Source organism: Hymenobacter wooponensis (assembly GCF_004745865.1).
GTDB lineage: Bacteria > Bacteroidota > Bacteroidia > Cytophagales > Hymenobacteraceae > Hymenobacter > Hymenobacter wooponensis.
Map to the genome: position 1 here is coordinate 162,934 of NZ_SRKZ01000003.1, position 16,557 is coordinate 179,490.

13 protein-coding genes and 1 pseudogene are annotated in these 16,557 nt (G+C 55.8%); 3 read left to right on the forward strand and 11 right to left on the reverse strand.

From position 1 onward, the window contains the following. Positions 1–105: 105 nt before the first annotated feature. From EU557_RS10985 to EU557_RS11005, 5 genes are all read right to left on the reverse strand, one after another. Positions 106–516: an ExbD/TolR family protein gene (locus tag EU557_RS10985; RefSeq protein WP_135530515.1), complete on the reverse strand. Its 411-nt coding sequence runs from the start codon at positions 514–516 to the stop codon at positions 106–108. A gap of 73 nt (positions 517–589) precedes the next feature. Continuing rightward, the gene (locus EU557_RS10990; protein WP_135530516.1) at positions 590–1,321 is read right to left on the reverse strand and encodes a MotA/TolQ/ExbB proton channel family protein; all 732 of its coding nucleotides are present in this window, start codon (positions 1,319–1,321) and stop codon (positions 590–592) included. Between the two features lies 1 nt (position 1,322). Continuing rightward, positions 1,323–2,507 (reverse strand): HU domain-containing protein, encoded by a 1,185-nt coding sequence (locus EU557_RS10995; protein ID WP_135530517.1) that lies wholly within the window; start codon positions 2,505–2,507, stop codon positions 1,323–1,325. Between the two features lie 183 nt (positions 2,508–2,690). Next, the gene (locus tag EU557_RS11000) at positions 2,691–4,403 is read right to left on the reverse strand and encodes a porin family protein (protein ID WP_135530518.1); all 1,713 of its coding nucleotides are present in this window, start codon (positions 4,401–4,403) and stop codon (positions 2,691–2,693) included. 98 nt (positions 4,404–4,501) lie between these two features. Then, entirely contained in the window at positions 4,502–7,729 is a 3,228-nt protein-coding gene (locus EU557_RS11005) for a tetratricopeptide repeat protein (RefSeq protein WP_135530519.1), read from the reverse strand. Positions 7,730–7,916: 187 nt separating this feature from the next. Between EU557_RS11005 and EU557_RS11010 the strand changes: the two genes are divergently transcribed. Together EU557_RS11010 and EU557_RS11015 are read left to right on the forward strand one after the other, a co-directional pair. After that, positions 7,917–8,768, forward strand: a complete 852-nt coding sequence (locus EU557_RS11010; protein ID WP_135530520.1) for a hypothetical protein — start codon at positions 7,917–7,919, stop codon at positions 8,766–8,768. 74 nt (positions 8,769–8,842) lie between these two features. Next, positions 8,843–10,543, forward strand: a complete 1,701-nt coding sequence (locus tag EU557_RS11015) for an alpha/beta fold hydrolase (RefSeq protein WP_135530521.1) — start codon at positions 8,843–8,845, stop codon at positions 10,541–10,543. Positions 10,544–10,559: 16 nt separating this feature from the next. Here EU557_RS11015 and EU557_RS11020 read toward each other — a convergent pair whose 3' ends face one another. From EU557_RS11020 to holA, 4 genes are all read right to left on the reverse strand, one after another. Next, a complete protein-coding gene (locus tag EU557_RS11020) occupies positions 10,560–10,841 on the reverse strand; it encodes a hypothetical protein (protein WP_135530522.1) in 282 nt (93 codons plus the stop codon). A 36-nt stretch (positions 10,842–10,877) separates the two neighbouring features. Further along, a complete protein-coding gene (locus EU557_RS11025) occupies positions 10,878–11,339 on the reverse strand; it encodes an RES family NAD+ phosphorylase (protein WP_135530523.1) in 462 nt (153 codons plus the stop codon). 4 nt (positions 11,340–11,343) lie between these two features. Then, positions 11,344–11,805, reverse strand: a complete 462-nt coding sequence (gene parS, locus EU557_RS11030) for a type II RES/Xre toxin-antitoxin system antitoxin (protein WP_135530524.1) — start codon at positions 11,803–11,805, stop codon at positions 11,344–11,346. Between the two features lie 139 nt (positions 11,806–11,944). Continuing rightward, positions 11,945–13,111: a DNA polymerase III subunit delta gene (holA, locus tag EU557_RS11035; RefSeq protein ID WP_342588236.1), complete on the reverse strand. Its 1,167-nt coding sequence runs from the start codon at positions 13,109–13,111 to the stop codon at positions 11,945–11,947. Positions 13,112–13,243: 132 nt separating this feature from the next. Between holA and tyrS the strand changes: the two genes are divergently transcribed. Beyond that, positions 13,244–14,539 carry a tyrosine--tRNA ligase gene (gene tyrS, locus EU557_RS11040; RefSeq protein WP_135530525.1) on the forward strand — a complete coding sequence of 432 codons (1,296 nt, stop codon included), beginning with the start codon at positions 13,244–13,246 and terminating at the stop codon, positions 14,537–14,539. 198 nt (positions 14,540–14,737) lie between these two features. Here the strand turns inward: tyrS and EU557_RS11045 are convergent. Both EU557_RS11045 and EU557_RS11050 read right to left on the reverse strand, forming a co-directional pair. Beyond that, positions 14,738–14,908 (reverse strand): annotated as a pseudogene (locus EU557_RS11045) (histone H1); the annotation flags it as partial. Between the two features lie 246 nt (positions 14,909–15,154). Beyond that, on the reverse strand, positions 15,155–16,399 hold the full coding sequence (locus tag EU557_RS11050) for an aminotransferase class I/II-fold pyridoxal phosphate-dependent enzyme (RefSeq protein ID WP_135530527.1): 1,245 nt from the start codon (positions 16,397–16,399) through the stop codon (positions 15,155–15,157). Positions 16,400–16,557: the final 158 nt, after the last annotated feature.

Consider the following 16,557-nt stretch of genomic DNA (forward strand, 5'->3'; position numbering starts at 1 on the left):
CTCTGTTAATCACTACGCCCCGCTCCGGAAAAACGGCAGACGGGGCGTAGAGTATAGTATTAACGGTAAAGCTGGGCCAGCGGGTTCAGCATGCAGGGGCCTAGCTTACTTCGCAGAGCCTTGTTGGGCCTGGGTAGCCATTACCATTCTAATCTTAAGGCGGTTGCCAATTTCGAGGATATCTACCAGCTTCTGCACATTCAGCGAGGCATCTACGCGCAACACCGCGGTGGGGCTCTCCAGTCCTTCTACGCGGCGGGCTAATTCAGCTTCAAGCTGGGTTGGGGTAGTCAGCTGGCGGTCGATGAAGTATTGCCCGGCAGCATCCACCGATACCGTGATGGGCTGCTTCATGGCCTGTTTGCCCGAGCGGGCATTGGGCAGCATGAGCTTAATAACGTTCGGGTTCACCATCGTCGACACAATCAGGAAGAACAACATCAGAAAGAACATGATGTCGTTCATCGAGCTAGTCTCGACGTGAGAAGAAAGTTTACGACGCCGGCTGAGGTCCATATCGTGAAAGGTGAGGTGTTGAACTTGTGAGGTGGTGAGTTACCCTGCTGCTATTCACAAGTTCACCACCTCACTAATTGTCTTGAAGAATATCCATGAACTCGATGGCTGAGTTCTCCATGCGAAAGACCATGCGCTCCACCATGATGCTGAGCCAGTGGTAGCCCACGTGCGCCACAATACCAACAATAAGCCCCGCAGCGGAGGTCACCATTTTGGTATACAGACCACCAGAAATCTGGGCAATGCCGAAGTCGCCGGTAGAGCTGATAGCGTAGAAGATCTTGATTACCCCAATGATGGTACCCACGAACCCGAGCATAGGTGCAATACCGGCCACAATACCCAGTACGTTGATGTTCTTCTCGAGGCGGGCAATTTCAATCTTACCCACGTTCTCCACGCTGGTTTCGATTTCTTTCAGAGGCAACCCAATACGGCGGATACCTTTCTCAATCATGCGAGCCAGCGGCGTGGGATTTTGAGCGCAAAGCATTTTAGCACCCTGCAAATCACCCTTCACCATCAGCCCCCGAATGCCAGGCATAAAGGTATCTGACACGGCTCCCGCTTTCCGAATAGTGAAATACCGCTCCAGGATGATGTATACTGACACGAACAGCAACAGAAACAGCGGCACCATTATCCAGCCGCCGGCCAGTACCAGATCGATGAGGGAAAGGCCCGTAGCTGCATTGGCAGCAGCATTAGCCGCAGTAGCAGCAGAATCAGCGGCGGCGGGGGAAGCCGCAGGAACTGCTGCGGCCCCGGTGGGCGCTTGCAGCAGCAGGGTGAGAAGCGTCATGCTAGTAATTGAGTACCCAAAGAGAATTTCCTAAACGACGGCGCTGCGCCTGGGCTTCGCGGTCGGCCGACGTACGGTCGGCGTAATCAGCCACGGAAAGCTTGTACTGACGGCTACCCGCCTGCGGCAGAATTACCCGCGCCGGGTGGCCTAGCCGCACCAGAGCCTGACGGCCCTTCTCGGCATTGGCCAGTGAGGTGTAGCTGCCAGCAATGATGTAATAACGGCCAGTCCGGCTTTTGATTGTCGCGCTTTCGCTGCTGGTGGTTGCATTAGTAGCAGCAGCTTTCTCCCAACCAGGCGCTTTGGCCTTAGGCTTCGCGGCCGATTTGGACACCGGAGCTTTCTGCCCACCTGCCACCGTAGCTACTGGAACAGGCTTTTTAACTACTGGCGCAGCTACTACGCGTGGCTTAACAGCAGGGGCCACTGCCGGAGCAACTTTCTCTGCTGGAGCAGCCTCCACTCGTGCTTCTCGAATGGGCTGAGGGGCCGGAGCCGAGATTTCAGAAGCTAGTGCCGCTTGCTGCCGCGCCATTACTGGTGGCTGTACTTCGCTAGCCGATGGCACGGAGGTGGCTTTAGATAGCTGCCAACCCTCGGGCAGATAGCCAAGCATATCCAGAGTCATGTAGTTGGCCGACAGCGCCAAGCCTGCAATCAGGGCCATAGCGGCTACCCGGAAGGCCCGCGTGACGCGCGCGGAGCGCGAGGCGGCTAGCAGCGGCGCCGGCATAGGACGCTCCCGAGCCATGATGGCATCAGTAGCCCGGATAGGCCTAGATACCAGTTCGGGCAAGCCATAGCTTGCGCTTAGCAAATTCTGAGTACCCGTGTATTCAAACTCCAGGCCCCTACCAGCGGCCCTACGGAACATACCAACTCCGCGGAGTTCGGTGCGCTGCCCCGTTTCCAGTTCTTCCTGCATCCGCAGTACTGCTTCCCGCACCAGTTGGCGAGCCTGGGCCGTGCTCACCTCCAGCTGCCGACTCAGCGCATCTACCAGCAACCCGTCGTTGCGGGTCAGTGATTGATTGAAGGCAACGCGTTTGGCGGGGGGCACCAACGTGTGACGTACCGGATGAATCCGAGCCGGCTCATACTCCGCAATCAGCCCACCAAAATCAGGGATGATGACGCAGTCATGGTCGCGGAGCAGGGTACGGATATGGTCGGAAAGCTGCATGCGGGAGACGTGCTAGTTTTTTTAAGAGGTATTGTGCTGCGGAATCTGTTTCTGGCGGAATATGCAATGCAAAAGCGGCGAGCAACCTTGAGGTAGCTCGCCGTATGCCCTGGCATACTCTGCCGCTGACTGGCCTAGAACTCCTTACACGTGAGAGCTAGCACCAATCATAGAATCAGCAGTTTAGAAGTCATAAGTTACGCCTGCCAGTACGTTAATTCCCTTCACCGGATAGTTTAGGAAACGCTCATTCTTGCGGCCTAACAGGTTATTGCCTAGAGCAAATATGGATAGATTTTCCATAATGCGGTAATCTGCGCGCAGGTTCAGGTCAATGACGGAGTCGGTGGGGCGTACTACTGAAGTGTAGGTTACGGGCGAAGGGCCCGGCGGCACAGAAGGAATTTCTTGGCGCTTGTATCCTCTGCCAAAGCTGGAGCTGTAGGTATAGATTTCAGCGCCAAGCAGCAGCTTGTCATACATGTTGTAAGTACCGAAAAGTATTCCCTGGAAGGCTGGGCGGTGGAAGGCCTCCGGGAGTGAATGTACTTTGTAGCCATTGTAATCGGCCTTGAAGCCCACCCGGGTTTTCTCGGCGGCGTTATAAATGATTTCGCCGTGTACGTTCAGCAGTTGGGTTGACTTCTTGTCGTACACCAGATTGAACTTGGTGGTATCGCGCGGCGAGTTAGCGTAGAAGTACAGATTCTGGTCGTTCGAGAGCGTCACCTTGGCATTCACCTCTAGCGAACGGGCCGGAGCTGCCTGGAAGCCAAAATACAGGGTTGGCCCGCGATGTGTATCCGCTACCCGCTGGTTGGGCGCCAACCACGGGTTTTCCGTGGTTAGGTCATACATCGTTACACGCTGGAGCGCGCCACCCAACCCAGCAAAGACGAGGAACTTGTCTTCGGTGACGGTGTACCTTAGGCGCACAGCCGGGTAGAATTTGGCCTGCTTAGCCTTGCCAATTGTATCGCCGGTATAGCCCAGCGTGGCGCCAACCGATACGGCCAAGCGATTTAGGGTAAGCTCGTAGGCTGGCGTTACCTGCACCAAGGGGCGGCTATAGCTCAGCGAGTCTCGGAAGTTGATGAACGAGACATCTCCGTCGAAACGAATCCGGCTGGTCTCGTTGATCTTGTAACCAGAGCGTAGCGTGGCGTACACGTTGCTTTCCTTCGCCTTGAAACGGTCTTTCCAGAAGTTGAAGCCTACTCCGAAATCATACTGGAAGGCAGCATCTGCGGCGCGGTTGCGGGCGTAGAGCTTCACGGCAGCGCGGGTGAAAACCTGCTTTAGGCTATCGGGGCTTGGTGGCAGATTAAATTCCCGGTCGTAGCCGTAGAAGTTGTACCGCTCCCGCCCTGCGCTAGCCGTGGCACCCAGCACCAGCGGACCGCCGTAAGTTTCGCCGTTCAGGGCCAAGCTAGTTTGGCTCTGGCTGGAGTTCTTCTTATCAACCGGCCCTTTGGATGAAGAAAGGTGGCTAAAATCGAGGCCGTAGCTAGCCCGGTCGTTGCGGTTGTTGTGCAGGTAGGCCTTGCCATACACGGTGCCGTAGTTGCCTAAACCGGCCTTCAGGTAATTTCCCGTAAGCGGAGCCAGATCTTCCTGCCGGATAGTAAGCACCCTGACCGAGGGATTGAGCTTATCAGCGGGCAGTCGGAAATCGGGGTAGGTATACGCCACTTTCTTCTCCACTTTCACTGGCCCATCCAGCTTTACCTTTTCAAAGTTGCGGGTGGCCTCGGGCAGCTCGTTTACCCGCTCCTTCACAATCTCAATCTCGGCATCCTCAATCTTACCTCCCGTTTTCTGAGCCCACACAGTAGCCGGAGCGGCAACGGTTAGCAAGGTGGCGGCGGCCAACAATTTCGACGGTTGAAACGTCATAGTATCGGAAGTTTAGCTGATTACAACCGAAGGTTTATTTTCAGCAGGTAAATCAACTAGTATTTAATTATTTATTTTCTCGAAAACTCTACCCGCGCTTATTCCTCCTGGCCTACTGGGCCATCAGTGGGGTTGGCAGTTGAGTCGGTTGGGGCAGCATCAGTAGGTGCCAAAGAGCTGCGAACCGGAGCTTTAGATGCAGCCTTACCAGTGGTGGGCTTAGTGGCTGGGGCACTCGTTTTGGCAGGGCTAGTTTTGCTAGGCTGGGCCTTGGTACCACCTGCCGGAGCCGCAGGGTCGGCGGGCAGCTCGGCTAGGCGCTGCTTGGCCCCATCCACGATTTCCTTCACCGGGAATTTGTTGTCGATGATGGAATTTAGCGTAGCACGGGCCTGGAAGATTTCGTTCTGCGCCTTGTACACGTCTGCAATCAGCAAGAAGGCCCGGCCTAGCCACACATCGTAATTCGAGAAATCAGAGTTGCTCTTGTAGGCCGCATCCAGTGCTTCCGGGTACTTTTTCTGCTGATATAATGCCTCCGCTACCAGGTATTGCGCTTCGGCACCGCTCTCATCCTTAGCCGTAGAAGCAGCCGTGGTCAGCTCTGTGATGGCCTGGTCAAGGTTGCCCGCTTTGTAGCTGGCTTTGCCTAGGTACAGCAAGGCTAGGTTGGTAGCGTTGAGGGCTGCGCCACCCTGCGCCTGGAGTTCCTGCGCCACCCGGCGGGTACCTTCTAGGTCACCGGCTTCGTAGTAACTTTTCATCAGCCCGATGCCGGCGTTGGCTACTTCCCGTTTGTTCTGTGATACCTCCCTCAGGCGAGCATAGTACTTTGCAGCCTCAGCGTAGTTCTTGTTTTCAAATTCCAGCTCAGCCACCCGGCCTACGGCGCGGTTCACAAACTCGCTCTTACCTTCTTCTATTACGGCTTTCAGGCGTGGCAGCGCATCGGCCTTGCGGCCCGTACGCAGGTAAGAGTCCGCCAGGAAGAAGCGTCCGTCTGCGGCCAGCACATTGTCGGGGTACTGCTTGAGGTAGCTTTCTAGGCGCGGAATGGCCTGGGCATATTTCTCAGCCAAGTACAGCGACTTTGCGGCCTCAAACTCTACGCTCTCGGTGGCTTTATTGTCGGGGTTTTGCTGTTTGAACTGGGCCAGGGCTTGGTCAAACTCCTCCGTGCGGCCAAGCGCCGACAGGCTTTCCTGAAGGCTGTAAATGGCGCTGCTAGCCGATTTAGTGCGCGGATACTGGCTTAGCACCTGCCTAAAATCTGCTATGGCTTTCTCGTGCTGCTCCAAGTTCTGGTAGGCCACTCCCCGCTTCTGCAGGGCCGTCGGAATCAGGGGCGAGTTGGGGCGGTTCTGAATCAAACGGGTGAACCCATCTACAGCGGCCTGGAAAGAGCCCGCTTCATAATCAAGCTGCGCCTGCTGGTACACCGCATCATCGGCGTAGCGCGAGGTGGGCGCCGTTTTAAGCAGGGTGCTCAGGGTGCGAGCGGCTTCCTCCCGCTTCCCCATGAGGCCTAGCGTTTGGCCCTTGCGGTAGTAGGCATAGTCCTTATCGGCCGCGTTGGCCTGAATCACTTTGTCGTACTGATCGATGGCCTGCTGGTAATTCTTGGCCACGTAGTAAGTATCGCCGAGGCGCAGGGTTACGTCATAGTAGTTGGGGTCGGTGGGCTTGGCCGTAGCATCCTGCAGCCAAGCCTGAAACTGCTGACGAGCGCGGTCATACTGCTTGGTGTTGTAGTAAGCGTAGCCCAAGCCGTAGCGAGCCTTCTGGTCGAAGTCCGTTTCGGCCGCCGAGCCCGTGCGCGCCGTGCGAGCAGCAGCAGTATAAGCCGTAATAGCGGGCTGGTACTGCTGGCCTACGCTGTAAATCTCCCCTTTCAGCACCTGAGCCGCAGCGCGCAACGCATCATCCTGCGGGTACTTCAGGCTCTTGTCGAGCACCGGCAGGGCGTCCTGGTAGCGGTTGTCGTTGTAGAGCGTGGCGGCATGCAGGTAGGCCACTCGCTGATAAGTGGCGTTGAGCTTGGAGCTACGCTCGTCCAGGTTATCGAGGTAGTTGAGGGCCTGAGCGTAGTCAGAGGAGTTCAGGAAACTCTCGCTTAAAATATCATCGGCGGCCGCCTGGTTCTTGGAGCGCGGGAACCGCTTAGGAAAGTCGCGTAGGGCGGCAATTACCTCTTGGGTGTTGCCCAGCTCGTAGCTTACCTGCGCGTATTTCAGCGTGGCGTTTTCGGTAATATTCTTATCGAAAGTAAGTTTGCGGGCGGCATCAAACGAATTCAATGCCAGCGGCTTTTGATTGGTTTGGAGGTAGCTTAGGCCCAAGTGATAAGCAGCATTCTGGCCTAGTGAGTCGCGGCGGGCAGCCACGTTCTTCAGGCTACCGATAGCACCCTTAAAGTCGCCCTGCTTGAAGTTGGCGTACCCGATTTTGTACTGCACTTCGGGCTCAATTTTCTTGCGGCCCGCGGCATACTGATCAAAGTACGTAGCGGCCTGCTTGAAATCCTGCTTCTGATAATAGGCATCGCCCAGAAGGAGCTGAATTTCGTCGGCACTTTGGGGCGGGGGCGTCTGCTGGAGTGCTTGGGAGGCGTACGTAATCAGCCCGTCGTAGTCGCCTTCCTTGTAATAGATCTGCGACATAATGGCGGGCACTACGGGCCGGTAGGCATCGTTCTGCTCGGCCACGCCCAGGTCTTTGCGAGCCCCGGCGTAGTCGCCGGCGCGGTAGGCCAGGTAGCCGGCGTAGTAGCTGCTGGCGTAGCGGTACTGGTGGCTGCCCACCTTGTTGCGGTCGAATTGCAGCTTGGCCTTGTCGTACTCCTTCTGCGCAAAGTAGCCGTAGCCCAGTTTAAATTCTGCTTCGGCGCGCTGGTCGTCGGTGAGGTTATCCGGCCCTACCTTCTGCAGGTAGTCGATGGCCTTTACGTAGTCTTTCTTGTCGAAATAGAATTTCCCCAGCTGAAAATACGCTTCGGCAGCTTTAGGATGCGCCGGGTTAGCACTGGCAAAGGCCAGAATGCGGTCCTCCGCATCGGGATGGAACAGGTAGAGGCCCGATACGGCATAGTAATATTCGGCATCGGTGGTGCGGCCAGCGGCCAGCTCGCCGGTGCGGCGCTGGGTTACATCAAGGTAGCGTTGGAAAGCCTGCTGGGCGGCGCCGTACTTGCCGCGGTCGAAGAGTTCGAGGCCTTCTTGGAAGTGGCGTTCATCGTTGGTGAACACCTGCGTTTGCTGGGCCGAAGCAGCTAGCGGGGCTGCTGCACTGAGGGAGGCGGCCAGCGCCAGGCGGGGGAATAGTTTCATCAGAGAGCGTTACGCAGAGAAAGCCCGGAACCGCCAGCGGCCCCGGAATCAGCCAAAAGTAGCGAAAAGTTCGGCCGAGGTTGCCCCGAAAGTGGCCTTTTTGCCGGTTTTAACGCGAATCATCAGGACTTTGGTGTAGAAAACTGAAGAATAGTGCCGTGCTTGAGAACGTATTTGCTCAATCTGTATGCGCTACCCCTGCCAATTCCTTTTACACAGCCTGTGTTTATTGGCTTTGGCCAGCTGCTCTTCGCCAACAGCCTCCGCTCCTGCTTACCCGCAAAACCCGGCCGTCTCCGATGCGCTAGGCCACCCGCGAGATACTACCACGTTCTACTTCCCGGCCGCCGACTCGCTACACGCTAAATATCTGCCTAAAAGTAAATGGCCTGAAGTACGGTATAATACGGACGTACGATTATCGAACTGTGCCTATGAGCTTCAATTTGCTTCGTATACGCTTACCTATTTTGATGCACCTGTGCTATCTAATTACTATTTGGGCACTGATACTTACCGTTTCCTGTGGCTGCGCTCATTCCATCGGCCTGTACTTTTAACGTTGCGCAAAACACCCATAGGAGCGACACTTCGCACCCAGCTTCTGGACAAGTCACCTTGCTTCGTGCATGTCGACGTTTTTCCTCCTACTCAACTGCTACAAACAGCCTCTCCCGCAGAGAGCGCACAGGCGATAAGGCGTTATAATGAAGCTATGGCTGATCCTGAGTTTCAAAAAGAAGTAGCTGAAGGTAAACGCCGAGCTGCACAGGTTAAATCTGAAGAATCAACGGTGCTTATCACGCCAGCGCAGTGGGAGCAATTTCAGGCTTTAGTAAAGGACAGTAACTTCAATAGTTTGCCCGCTTGCCAGCCTGATCCTGGCGTATTGGATGGCGCAGATTGGCTACTGGAATCGCACCAACCAACTAGCTACCACATGGTCTCCCGCCACAGCCCCGATAAATCAGATAGCTTCCGCGCGGCCTGCGAGTACCTGATTGACCTGAGTTCTGTCCGCAATGAGGAGAGGTACTGAAATGGCTTCTGCCCTGCTTGTGGCAACCTTTTATTCGTATTGGGGCTCCAAGGAGCGACTATGCGATACTTTCTATGCTCTTCCGCTCATACCTGCTCACGATTTTCTTCCTTCTATTTGCTTTTAGTCTTCATGCGCAAACCCTGCAGCTGAGTGGCAAAGTATTGGATGAGCAAACCAAAGCTCCCGTTCCGTTTGCGTCTGTCGGCATCCCACATACTGCCCTCGGTACGGTAGCCGATGCGCTAGGCCACTTCGAGTTTAGTATTCCTACGCCGGCAGCTACGGATCAACAACTGATGATTTCTTGTGTGGGCTACCAAACGCAGGCCCGGCCGCTGACGGAGTTTCTAGGCCACTCACCCACCGTCCGGCTGGCACCTTCCGCCGTCAGCCTCGCGGCCGTAATGGTGCGACCCGGCAAGGTCAAACCCAAAATCTTTGGGCGCACCAGCAGCTCCACGCTCATGGGGGCCAGCCTTTACACGGAGCCCAACCTAGTGGATGATGGCCTAGCAAAAGAGCAGGGCACCGTTATTCCCATTGATGAAGAATGCCTGCTGCAAGACTTCAACTTTCACGTGGCTTTCAACCGCTTCAAGTCGGTCAAGTTTCGGCTGAACCTTTACAGCGTGAAAGCCGGCCTTCCCGATAAGCCCTTGCTCTCCCAGGATATTCGCTTCGACGTGACGCAGCCCCGCGGTTGGGTAAAGGTTGATCTGCGCCCTTACCACGTGTATCTGCAGGGACATAAGGAAGTAGCCGTAACGCTGCAGTGGCTCCAGAGCGAAGCCGCGGAAGGCAGCCAGAAGGCCTTCGGAGTTTCGGCGGTACCCATGCCAGGCCATAGCGTGCTAACCCGCAACAAGAGCCAAGCCCAATGGAAAGAGACTAAGCCGGGCTACCTGAGCTTCTACCTCACCGCCGACTCTTACCGCGGTGGCAAGCAATCGGCCCAGCCACCATTAGTGGAGGCTCCTTTGCCTGATAGTCTGCGTTACCTCCGGTATCTCACGGCAACTGTGCCCCAGTTAACTAATCCGCAGCATTACGGTGAGAATGCAGCTGTAGGCCACTATGTGCCGGTGAAAGGCGCCAAGTTGTATTACGAGCGTTATGGGCACGGGGAGCCACTGCTGCTGCTTCACGGCAACAGCCAGTCGATTGCGGCCTTTCAAGAGCAGATTGGTGAGCTAGCCAAGCACTACGAGGTCATTGCCGTGGACACCCGCGCCCACGGCAACAGCCAGGACCTTACCTCCGGCGCCTTAACTTATGACTTGTTTGCCGAGGATATTCGCCAGCTCCTTGACTCGCTGCACCTGCGCAAAGTGCACGTAGTAGGCTGGAGCGACGGTGGCAACACGGCCCTGAAGCTGGCTCTGCAATACCCCGCTTATATCAACCGGGTGGTGCTAATGGGTGCTAACCTCTTCCCCACTCCGGAGGCTATTGAGCCCGATTTCTTGCGGCTCCTACAGCGGCGGTTACAGGAAGCACATAAGACCCCTGGCGACCAAACAGCCCAGCAAGTCCGGTTGCTGCGCTTGCTGCTGCAAGAGCCACAGATGACGTTCCAGGAATTGCGCTGCCTTACCGCTCCGGTGCTGGTAATGGCCGGGCAGCACGATGTTATTCGGGAGCTACATACCCGAGCCATTGCGCAGCATATCCCCCAGGCCCAATTGCTGATTTTGCCGGGTGCTTCACATTATGCCCCACAGGAAGTGCCCCAGATATTTAATAAAGCGGTTCTGCGTTTTCTCGGCCAGTAGCTAACAAGCCTTGGGCTTATGCTTGGCGAACCAGCGTTACCTCGTCGCGGGTAAAGTCAATGCGGCTTTTCTCCACCGGGCCACGGCATACTATCACGCGGGGTGGAGCTAGTTTGCCTTTACGGCCAGCTTCAATTTCCGCCTCGCCCGTTACATCTAATGTAGCAATAGGTTCGCCGTTAAGCTGCAATTCCCAGGGGCCGGGCTTTACCGTACCCGTGAAGTGGCCTACCAGGAAAGTCTCTTTCGGCGACATCTGAATGATGTCGAGGAGTTGAATTGTAGGTGATTCAGCCATTGGAAGCTAAAATGGAGAATATCGGGTACAGGATGGCTACTCAGGCTGGCTGGCCTTGATGCGAGCATCAAAGCCGAACTCTTCGCGGGCCACTATTTGGATACGTTTAAACTCGGGGTGGCGACTGTGCAGGATGTAGTTGCTTTCCTGCGGGATTATAGATGAGGGTACACGTAGCACCGCTGTGCTACGCTGAGTGTACCACGCCGCGCCCAAAGGCTGGCACACAGCATATCGGCTGGCCTTTTCCCAATTCTGTGGCAACTGGCCTAGCGTAATTTCCTCCACTACCAAGTCATCGGGCACGTCAATTACTAGCACCCTAAACTGGTCGTTGAGGCCTTCTCCGCTCCTATGCACCACGTTCTCTAAGCAAGCCAAGGCGCGGGACGAGGCCGTGTAAATCACGAACTGGTTTTGGTAATTCCAGCGGCCCCGGTAGCCGGAGGCAAACAGGTCGTCGGCGTACTTGGCCAGGCAGATACGATATACTAACATAGGCCTACGACAAGTCGCCGTAGGCAATGCGCGTCAGCTCCTCGGCCACCAAGTCAATGCCGCCACTGGTTTCGAGTAAGCGCAGGGGCACTTCCTGGTCGAGGCCGTGGGCGGGCTTATCCAGCCACCGCAGGAACGCCGCCGCGTCGCCAAATACTTCTAGGCCCAGGTTGTAGAGGCTGATAATCTTGAGCGTTTTTTCGCTACTGGCGGCACTGAGCGTTTTTTTCTCCTGGGAGTACGTCCGCAGTGTTTTCGTCGATAACTCGTAGATAGCCTCCAGCTCGTTGGCCTGCAGCTGGAAGGCCTCCGCAACTTCAAACGCGGTGGCGGCGGGCACTCCCTTTCGAGCTTCCATTACCAACGCAAAGGCATCCTGCCCCGCCTGCCCCCAGGCCGCCCACTTTTTACGTAGGGCAGCAGGTATAGCGGTAGTTGTTTTAGGATGTTGCGCAGTAGTAGCCATAGGTGTTGCAGTTTGACAGATCGAACTTAGGGAAATTTTTCCAATTAACGAGGAAATTTTTCTAATGGTTCTATTTACACGTCATCCTGACGCAGGAAGGATGACGTGTAAATAGAACCTCTGCTACTCTTTTTCTCCACTACAATCCTACCACCGCATGCAGGGGCACGGGGTGCAGAATCAGCCACACCAGCTCCCGCAGAATCTCGCCGTCGGTCATGGAGCCGCTATCAATGCCTTTGCTCTGGGCGTCGGCACGGCGGATGAGGTGCACGATGTCGCGGGTGCGCGGGAAGTCGAATACTTTCAGGCCGGTTTGGTAGTCGCGGCGGGCGTAGGTGCTCACTAGGCCTATGCGCTTCCAGTCGGCTTCGGTAGGATTAGGAATTTGATGAAGCGCCAACAGCCGCGAGAAGTAGTTGAACAACAGCGTCAGGTTCGGGATGAGCGGGTTGTTCTTGGGGTTGGCCTCGAAGTAGAGCAGAATGCGGTTGGCCTTGAGCACGTCGCGGCGGATGAGGGCGCTCTGCAGCTCGAAGATATTGTACTCCTTGCTAATGCCCACCATGCGCTGCACCAGGCCCTCGTCAATGGCTTGGCCCGGTAGCAGGTTGATGAGCATCTTATCCACCTCATTGGTGAGCCGGCCTAGCTCCGCCCCGATGTACTCGGCTAGCATATTGGTGGCCTGGGGGGTAATCTGCTGACCTTTGCTGCGCACGTAGTTCGTGAGCCAGGGTGCCACCTGGTTGTCATAGAGCTTTTTGCTAGTCAGCAGTACCGTGCCGGCCGGGGCGGGGTTGTTTTTATCGCCGGTGAGCAGCTTACCCAGCTTTTTGCGGGCATCGAGGGTTTTATGCTTGTAGCAAAACACCAGCACCGTGCTCTGCAGCGGGTTCTTCAGGTAAGCCTCCAGAAACGGCCACGACTTCTCGGCCTCCAGATCGGCTACGGCCTGGGCTTCTTTCACAATCACTACCGAGCGCTCTGCCATCATGGGGAAGCGCTTGGCCTGGCCTAGGATGCCCGTTACGTCGGTGTCCTTGCCGTAAAGCACCACTTGGTTGAAGCCCTTCTCGTGCTCCTGGAGCACGTGTTTCTCCAGCAAGTCGGCTACCAGATCAATATAGTATGGCTCCTCCCCTTGCAGAAAGTACACGGGCGCAAACTGCCGTTGCTGGAGCTGCTTGAGAATCTCGTCGGCGGTGAGGGTCACGCGGTGAATGAATAAATAAGTGAATGAGTGAAACAGCAGGCTGTTGGCGCTAGGCCTATCCTTCCGATGATTTTCACTCTGGAAAAGCAAAGGTACTGCTACCTTTGTCCAGTTGTTATGGGCTCCCGTCGGTTTCTCTGGTAGTCACGGCTGAGCGCACCGGCGGCCCTGCTTGGTCTGCTGAACCCAACTCACTCATTCACTCACTCACCTATTTACTCAGTGGATTTAATAGAAGAACTGCGCTGGCGGGGCATGTTTCACGACATGATGCCTGGTACTGATGAGCATTTACGCCAAAACGCCCCCATCACCGGCTATATCGGCTTCGACCCCACGGCGCCATCCCTGCACATTGGCAACTTGGCTACCATTATGTTGCTCGTACATCTGCAACGCGCTGGGCACCGCCCCCTGGCGCTGGTAGGCGGCGCCACTGGCATGATTGGTGACCCCTCGGGTAAGTCAGCTGAGCGGAACCTGCTGGATGAGGAGGCCCTGCGCCGCAACCAAGCCGGCATTCGGGCGCAGCTGGAGAAGTTCCTAGATTTCTCCGAAGGCCCCACGGGAGCTAAGGTGGTTAACAACTACGACTGGTTCAAGGAGTTTGGCTTCCTGCAGTTCCTGCGTGAAGTAGGCAAGCACCTCACCGTAAACTACATGATGGCCAAGGACTCCGTGAAGCGCCGTATCAGTGGCAACGAGGAGTCGGGGGCGGAAGGCTTGAGCTACACCGAGTTCAGCTACCAGCTCCTGCAGGGCTACGACTTCTACCACCTCTACAAGGAATTGGGCACTACCCTGCAAATGGGCGCCAGCGACCAGTGGGGGAACATTACTACTGGTACCGAGCTCATCCGCCGCATGAGCGGTGGCGAGGGCAAGGCCTACGCCCTTACCGGCCAGCTCATCACCAAAGCTGATGGTACCAAGTACGGTAAAAGCGAAACCGGCACCGTGTGGCTCGACCCCACCATGACCTCGCCCTATCAGTTCTACCAGTTCTTCCTCAACGCTGCCGACGCCGACGTACCTCGCCTCATCCGTGTATTCACGCTGCTAGACCAGTCAGAGATTGAAGCGCTGGAGGCGGAGCACGCCCAGGCGCCCCACCTGCGTGTTCTGCAGAAGGCTCTGGCCAAGGATGTAACCATTCGGGTACACTCAGAGCAGGCCTACGAGGCAGCGTTGGCGGCTTCTCAGGTACTCTTCGGGGGCGGTGACTTGGCCACGCTCGACGAGGCTACCCTGCTGGACGTGTTTGCTGGCGTGCCGCATGTAGAAGTGCCCCGCGCCGACCTAGATGCCCTCGATGCCCTGACGCTCCTGAGTGCAGCTACCGGTGGCGCCATCTTCGCCAGCAAGGGCGAGGCGCGCAAAATGGTGCAGAACAACGGTGTGAAGCTCAACCGCCAGAAAGTCGCCCTCGACCAGTCGGCCACGGCCGTGCCGGCCCTGCTCGACAAGTACCTGGTGGCCCAGAAGGGCAAGAGCTACTTCCTGATCAAGCTGGTGTAGCTAGTAGCTGACCACGCGCAAAAAGAAAGCGGCCCTGCTGATTATCAGCAGGGCCGCTTTTGTATTCACTAAGTGCTCGGGGCCTAGTGGCACCAAACAACAAAGGGATTACTTCTTTTTTGCAGGAGCAGCCTTTTTGGCAGCAGGAGCTGCAGCTTTCTTAGCAGGAGCAGCCTTGGCATCGCCAGCACCAGCAGCGCTGTTTTTGGCGTTCTGTACTTCAGTACGGATAGTCTGAGCCATGTTCTTCAGTTCCTGCATGCCTTTGCGCACACGGGTACCAGCGGCCGAGTTGTTCTTGTCGTAGAACTTTTCGAAGTCGGCTTCCAGCGACATTACGAGGTCCTTCAGTTGGCTAAAATTGCTCATTTGGGAGGGGTTGTGTGGTGTGGAAAAAATTGATTAACCGGCCCTAATATACAGGGATTTCAAATACAAGCAACTGCGCAAGTTTTTTTCTAAACTGCCCCTACAAGCTTGTATAAGGGTTTTTTGCTTTACTCCTCCAACGCACAACCTGATCATTACGTTACTCCCTCTTCAAAAAGTACCAAAAAACAAAGCCAGACACCCGGGGGTATCTGGCTTTTGTACTTAGCGAAGTAGGAAAGTGGCCTAGAGGCCAGCTGGCACTTCTGCTTTTGAATAGAGACCCTTGTCGAGCTTCTCCGCTACGGCTTCAAAGGCCTTAATGGTAACGGCTACATCATCCAGTGAGTGGGCGGCCGTAGGAATCAAACGCAGCATAATCACGCCCTTCGGCACTACGGGATATACCACAATAGAGCAGAAAATACCGTGATTCTCACGTAGATCGAAGGTTATTTGAGTTGCATCAGGGATTTGGCCCTGTAGCAATACCGGCGTCACGGGTGAGGTGGTGGTGCCAATGTTGAAGCCTTTTTCACGCAGGCCAGTCTGCAGTGCCCGAACTACGGTCCAGAGGTTTTCCTTCAGCTCGGGGCGGGTACGCAGCAGCTCCAAACGCTTCAAAGCGCCCACTACAAGCGGCATGGGCAGGCTTTTGGCGAAAATCTGGCTGCGCATGTTGTAGCGCAAATATTCAATTACGTTCTCAGGGCCCGCAACGAAGGCACCGATGCTTGCCATACTCTTAGCAAACGTCGAAAAATAAAGATCAATGCCATCTTGCACGCCCTGTTCTTCGCCCGTTCCGGCACCTGTAGTGCCCATGGTTCCGAAGCCGTGAGCGTCGTCAACGAACAAACGGAACTCGTATTTCTCCTTCAGCGCAATCACGCCACGGAGGTCACCCTGGTTGCCCGACATGCCGAATACCCCCTCAGTAATTACGAGGATGCCACCGCCGGTTTCGTCGGTGATACGCTTGGCGCGCTCCAGCTGCTTCTCCAGGCTGGCCATGTCGTTGTGGGTATATACGAAGCGCTTGCCTTGGTGCAGGCGCACTCCATCAATGATGCAGGCGTGCGACTCGGCGTCGTACACAATCACATCGTGGCGGCCTACCATAGCATCGATAATCGATACCACACCTTGATAGCCAAAGTTGAGCAGCATGCATTCGGGCTTCTGCACAAACTCAGCTAGCTCATTCTCGAGTTGCTCGTGCAGGTTCGAGTTGCCCGACATCATGCGGGCACCCATGGGCAGAGCCATGCCGTATTCGGCGGCACCCTCGGCATCGGCTTTGCGCACTTCAGGGTGATTAGCTAGGCCTAGGTAGTTATTCAGGCTCCAGGTAAGTACCTCTTTGCCGCGAAAAATCATGCGGGGCTTAATTTCACCTTCAAGCTTGGGAAACGTGAAATAGCCGTGGGCGTAGTGCGAGTGGCTGCCCAGGGGGCCGCGGTTCGCGGCAATCTTTTCGAAAAGATCCACGAGGGAACAGATTAAATGTGAATGAAAGCGGGTGGTTACGTAGTGGGAGTAACTCCCGAAGGACGTGCAAAGTTATGGCAATCCGCAAAGGTAGCCGCTAGCGGGCAGGCATCCAACCAGCAAAGGCAGGCCTAGGGAAATCAGTTTTCGTTTTTTGG